The organism is Ruminococcus sp. CAG:379 (assembly GCF_000434255.1).
In the GTDB taxonomy this organism is placed as follows: domain Bacteria; phylum Bacillota; class Clostridia; order Oscillospirales; family Ruminococcaceae; genus Ruminococcus_F; species Ruminococcus_F champanellensis.
On record NZ_FR894929.1, the window covers coordinates 6,215 to 12,280 of the forward strand.

At 58.2% G+C, this 6,066-nt stretch carries 3 protein-coding genes; 2 read left to right on the forward strand and 1 reads right to left on the reverse strand.

The window, feature by feature from the left end; all coding sequences use genetic code 11:
• Positions 1 to 1,950 (reverse strand): single-stranded-DNA-specific exonuclease RecJ (gene recJ, locus QVO51_RS10615; RefSeq protein ID WP_288168218.1); only part of this gene is annotated, 1,950 nt, incomplete at its 3' end.
• A gap of 295 nt (positions 1,951 to 2,245) precedes the next feature.
• Here recJ and QVO51_RS10620 point away from each other — a divergent pair.
• Positions 2,246 to 5,173, forward strand: a complete 2,928-nt coding sequence (locus tag QVO51_RS10620; protein ID WP_022358377.1) for an acyl-CoA dehydratase activase-related protein — start codon at positions 2,246 to 2,248, stop codon at positions 5,171 to 5,173.
• A gap of 36 nt (positions 5,174 to 5,209) precedes the next feature.
• Positions 5,210 to 6,066: 2-hydroxyglutaryl-CoA dehydratase (locus tag QVO51_RS10625; RefSeq protein ID WP_369677918.1), on the forward strand; the 857-nt coding region annotated here is incomplete at its 3' end.

The following is a 6,066-nucleotide window of genomic DNA, read 5'->3' on the forward strand; positions in this document are numbered from 1 at the left end:
CCGCCGCAGAGTCCCTGCCGCAGGATCCAGTGCGATCAATCCCCGCTCTGCGAAAATATCGCAGCAAATGCGAAATTTACAGTAGTTCAGATCCGACCCGGCACAGGCGGCATACAGCGCTTCCAAGGGCATGTCCTCCTGACCGATGGCATTGTACACCCGGATCAGCTCCTGCCGGGCAGGCAGCATCCTGCCGTAATACGCCCTGGGCAGTGCCTCCTTCCGCCAGTAGGCTTCATAGCTTGCCCGGGCGGCAAAGTATGCGCTCTGTTTGGTGCCGGACAACCGACCGTCCCGGATCCTTGCCCGGATACAGGGCTTGCCGTTCCAGCTGTCCGCCTGGATGGTCAGCAGCAGGTCACAGGCATCCCCCTGTCGGAAGGGCAGGGCATCCGGCTTGCAGAAAAACCAGAATGCGCTGATGTTCACGACTCCGTACCGGAGGGTGATCCGGCTGTGCTGCCCGTTTTTCGTAGAGGTCACCCCAGTGACGGATGCCCCCACCACCGCAAACAGCGGCTCCGGATTCTCCGCACCGAAGGGCGCAAGCACCTCCAGCCCTGCCGCCTGTTTGGGTGTATACAAAGCGGGGGGCAGCAGCAAGGCGGAAAGCTCCGGTACGGGCATAACCGGGAACTGCTCCCTGGCATACTGCTGCACCAGTCGGTCAAATTCCGGCAGATCCGCCGCTGAAAGGGTCATGCCGCCGGCGCCCTTGTGTCCCCCCCAGTGCGTCAGCACCCCGGATGCGGCATGCAGGCACTGGTACACGGAAAAATCCCCGAAGGAACGGGCGGAGCCACGCGCAGTGCCCCCCTCCACGGAAAGCAGGAAACAGGGCTTTCCGAACCGCTCCACCAGCCGGGCGGCAAGTATGCCGATGACTCCGGGATGCCAGCCCTCCCCTGCCAGTACAAGCACCCGGGCGTGAAGCAGAGCCGGCTCCTCCCGGAGCTTCTGGTCGATCTGCTGCATGATGGCGTTTTCCGCAGCCTTCCGCTCCGTGTTCAGCTGATCCAGTTGAGCGGCAAGAGATTCCGCCTCCTGGGGATCATCGCACAGCAGCAGCCGAACCGCCAGGGTAGGAGAGCCGAACCTGCCGGCGGCATTGATCCGGGGTGCCAGCATAAAACCGATGCTGTGAGCATCCAGGGGCTTTTCTGCCAGACCTGCCACCTGGATCAGCGCCAGCAAACCCTCCCGTTCGGTGTTTTGCAGATACTCCAGACCCCGGCGCACCAGGAACCGGTTTTCCCCATCCAGGGGTACGATATCCGCCACCGTACCGATGGCGGCAAGGTCGCCAAACTGCTCCAGCGCCATATCGTAGCCGCCCCCGTCCAGAGCTGCAATCAGCTTCAGGGCAACCCCTGCGCCGCACAGGTTTTTGTAGGGACTGGGACAATCCGCCCGATGGGGATTGACCACCGCCGCCGCCCGGGGCAGGCATTCTCCCGGCTGATGGTGATCCGTTACCACCAGAGTCATGCCCAGCTGGGCGATCAGCTCCGCCTCCGCCAGGGCGGCAATGCCGTTGTCCACGGTGATAATGAGGGAAACCCCCTCCTGTGCCAGCTGCCGGATGGAGGCTTCGTTCATGCCGTAGCCCTCGCTGCGCTCGGGTATGTAAAACCGCACATCCGCCCCCAGACATTCCAGATAAGAGTACAGCATCACCGTGGCGGTGACTCCATCGCAGTCGTAATCCCCGTACACACAGATGGGCTTGCCGGATTCCACCGCTTCGTTGATGACCTCCGCCGCTTCCTGCATATCCCGGATCAAGAAGGGGTCGGACAGCTCATCCGAGCCAAGGAAATCCGCCGCCGCCTGTACCGTGCGGATACCCCTTGCAGCAAGCACCGCCGCACATAAAGGCTCCAGATCACTGCCCTTCGTCAGCGCACCCGCCGCTGCCTCATCCGGCCTGGTAATGCTCCATTTTTTCATATTCCTCTGCAAATCCGCTGCCTGGCAGGGATCCTCTCCTTTTCTGCGGCATCCGCCGCTTATTGCATCATATAATTATAGCATTCTATCCGGCAGATTGCAAGGGCAATGCAGCACAAAGCCAGAGCATATCCGCAAAGGCGATCCCACACAAAATATTATGTCGGTTTTTTAAAAACGGGGCTTTCTTTTTTGCGGAATCCGTAGTATAATAGTATTATATTGTTTCTTCGCAGGCTTGAAGAAGCGGAAATGAAATCGGACGCATTGGGGAGCGTATCGGGTGAGGTAAATTATGCAAACACAGTATTCATTGGGCATCGACGTGGGCTCCACCACGGTAAAAACCGTCGTGATCGACGACGCAAAGCAAATCATCCGTTCCAGATATCAGCGGCATTATTCCCGGATCAAGGAAACCGTTTCCGAACAGCTGGAGCAGATTGCCGGGGAGTACCCGGACAGCCTGTTCACCCTGTGCATCACCGGCTCCGCAGGGCTGGGGCTTGCCAATCATGCAGACCTGCCCTTTGTGCAGGAGGTGCATGCGGCATTCATCGCCGTGAAGGAAGCATATCCGGACACGGACGTGGTGATCGAGCTGGGCGGCGAGGATGCCAAGATCATCTTTCTGACCGGAGGCGTGGAGCAGCGTATGAACGGCTCCTGCGCCGGAGGCACCGGGGCATTCATCGACCAGATGGCAACCCTGCTGGGTGTCACCGCCGACGAGCTGGATCGGCTGGCATTGCAGGCGGAGCAGGTATACCCCATTGCCTCCCGCTGCGGCGTATTTGCAAAATCCGACATTCAGCCCCTGCTGAACCAGGGAGCACGCCGGGAGGATATCTCCGCCAGCATCTTTCAGGCGGTGGTGGATCAGACTGTATCCGGTCTGGCACAGGGCAGACAAATTCAGGGAAAGGTGCTGTTTCTGGGTGGGCCCCTGTCCTTCCAGAAGGGACTCCGAAAGGCGTTTGTGCAGACTTTGGGACTGGACGATGCCCATGCGGTATTCCCGGAAACGGCGCCGGTGTTCGTGGCATACGGCTGCGCCCTGTTCGCCAAGGAAGGCGGCACTCCCATGCGCCTGTCAGACTGCCTGGAAAAGCTGCAGAAGGCACGGGGCGGTGAGCAGCGCATGACCGGCAGACGGCTGTTTGAGGATCGGGCGGAATATGAAGCCTTCATCCAACGGCACAAGCAGCACGACCTGAAGTATGCGGATCTGCACACCTACACCGGGGACGCATACCTGGGAGTGGACGCAGGCTCTACCACCACAAAGCTGGTGCTCATCACCGGCAAGGGAGAGCTGCTGTACTCCCACTATGCCTCCAACCAGGGGCAGCCTCTGGACAAGATCGCCGAAAAGCTCCGGGAGATCTACCGGGAAAAGAACCCTGCCATGCGGATCCGGGCATCCGCCGTTACCGGCTACGGTGAAGAGCTGATGAAGGACGGGCTGGGCATGGATTTCGGCATCGTGGAGACCGTCGCCCACTACCGGGCGGCATCCTACTTCTGTCCGGATGTGGATTTCATCATCGACATCGGGGGGCAGGACATCAAATGCTTCAAGATCAAGAATCACACCATTGACAGCATCATGCTCAACGAGGCATGCTCCTCCGGCTGCGGCTCCTTTATCCAGAGCTTTGCCCAGGCAATGGGATACGATATTGCAGAATTTTCCCAGTTGGGGCTGTTTGCACGGAATCCGGTGGATCTGGGGTCCCGGTGCACTGTGTTCATGAACAGCAGCGTCAAGCAGGCACAGAAGGATGGGGCAACGGTGGAGGATATTTCCGCCGGTCTGTCCGCATCCATCATCAAGAACGCCATTTACAAGGTGATCCGGGCAAAGTCCGTGGAGGAACTGGGGCAAAACATCGTGGTGCAGGGGGGAACCTTCCTGAACGATGCAGTATTGCGCTCCTTTGAGCAGGAGCTGGGCAGAAACGTGATCCGGCCTGCCATTTCCGGACTGATGGGGGCATTCGGCGCCGCCCTGTATGCCATGGAGCATCAGAAAGCGGAGAGCACGCTGATCTCTCCGGAGGCGCTGGCACAGTTCAGCTACACCACCAGGGCGGCAGCCTGCAAGGGCTGTACCGCCCATTGCAGCCTGAGCATCGTGCGCTTCTCCGACGGACATACCTACATTTCCGGCAACCGGTGCGAAAAGGGCGCAGGCAAGGCAAAGGGTACCTCCCTGCCCAGCATGATGACGATCAAATACGACCGGATCCTGCACACCAACGATCCTAAGCCGGCGCATCCCAAGGCAAGGGTGGGGCTGCCCATGGCACTGTCCTTCTATGAGCAGATGCCCTTCTGGCACGCCTTTTTCAACGCCCTGGGATTTGAAACGGTACGGTCGGAGGAAAGCGACAGAAACGTATACTACAAGGGGCAGCATACCATTGCGTCGGATACCATCTGCTATCCGGCAAAGCTGACTCACGGACATATCGAAAGCCTGCTGGAGCAGAAGGTGGATTTTATTTTCTACCCCTGCATGAGCTATAATATTGACGAAGGGGAAAATGACAATCACTACAACTGTCCGGTTGTGGCATATTACCCGGAGCTGCTGAAGGCCAATAATCCAAAGCTCAACAAGCAGAATTTCCGGTTCCCCTATATGGATCTGAATCAACCGAAAAACGTGGCAAGAGTCATGCAGGAGACCCTGGCAGACTACGGCATCACCCGGAAGCAGACCAAAGCGGCAACGGAAGCCGCCTTTGCGGCGCAGAAGCAATACCGGGAATGGGTCATTGCAGAAGGGCAGAGGGTCATTGCCCAGGCACGGGAGGCAGGCAAGCCCATCATCGTGCTGGCAGGCAGACCCTATCACATCGACCCGGAGATCAACCATGGAATCCACAAGCTCATCACCTCCCTGGACATGGCAGTGGTGACGGAGGACTGCGTGGCGCATCTGGGACATGTACAGGATTTGCAGATCCTGAACCAGTGGACCTATCATGCACGGCTGTACCGGGCGGCAGAATATGTGACCACCCAACCGGATATGCAGCTGGTACAGCTGGTATCCTTCGGCTGCGGCATTGACGCCATCACCACCGATGAGGTGCGCTCCATCCTGGAGCGGAAGGGGAAATTCTATACCCAGCTGAAAATAGACGAGATCAACAACCTGGGAGCAGCAAAGATCCGGCTGCGCAGCCTAGTTGCCGCCATGGAACAGACATAAGAGTTCTGGTGCGATACAGTAGGAGGAAGTCCTGATATGGCAGAGCTTGCAAAATTTACAGAAGAAATGAAAAAGACACACACCATTCTGGTGCCCAACATGCTGCCGGTACACTTCAAGCTGTTCATCAGCATGTTCGAGCAGTACGGCTATCATATGGAACTGCTGGAGACCTCCAGCCGAGCCGTGGTGGATGAGGGATTAAAGAACGTGCACAACGATACCTGCTACCCGGCGCTGCTGGTCATCGGTCAGTTTTTGGAGGCGCTGAAAAGCGGCAGATATGATGTGAACCGGGTGGCACTGCTGATTACCCAGACCGGCGGCGGCTGTCGGGCATCCAACTACATCCACCTGCTGCGAAAGGCGGTGGAACGGGAATTCCCCCAGGTGCCGGTGATCTCCTTGAATTTCAGTGGGCTGGAAAAGGATTCCGCATTCAAGGTCACGCCCCCCATGTTCCTGAAGCTGCTGTACGGCGTGCTGTACGGGGATCTGCTGATGTCCCTGTACAACCAGTGCAAACCCTATGAGCTGGAACGGGATGCCACAGACCGGTGCCTTGCCAAGTGGCAGAAACGGCTGGAGGAATCCTTTGCAAACGGCGGATATCTGCACACCGGCAGGAACTACAGGGCGATCCTGGAGGACTTTGCAAAGCTGGAACGCAGCAAGGTGAAGAAGATCCGGGTGGGCATCGTAGGCGAGATCTATGTGAAGTACTCCCCCCTTGCCAACAACGATCTGGAGAAATTCCTGCTGTCGGAGGGCTGTGAACCGGTGGTGCCGGCTCTGCTGGAGTTTGTCATGTACTGTGCGGCAGGCACTGTGGTGGACGCCAAGCTGTACGATCACACCACCAATATGACCCGGCTGTACCGGCTGGGATACAA

Coding starts and splice junctions, on each gene's coding strand:
- QVO51_RS10620 (WP_022358377.1), top strand. CDS start 2,246: ATGCAAACACAGTATTCATTGGGCATCGACGTGGGCTCCACCACGGTA.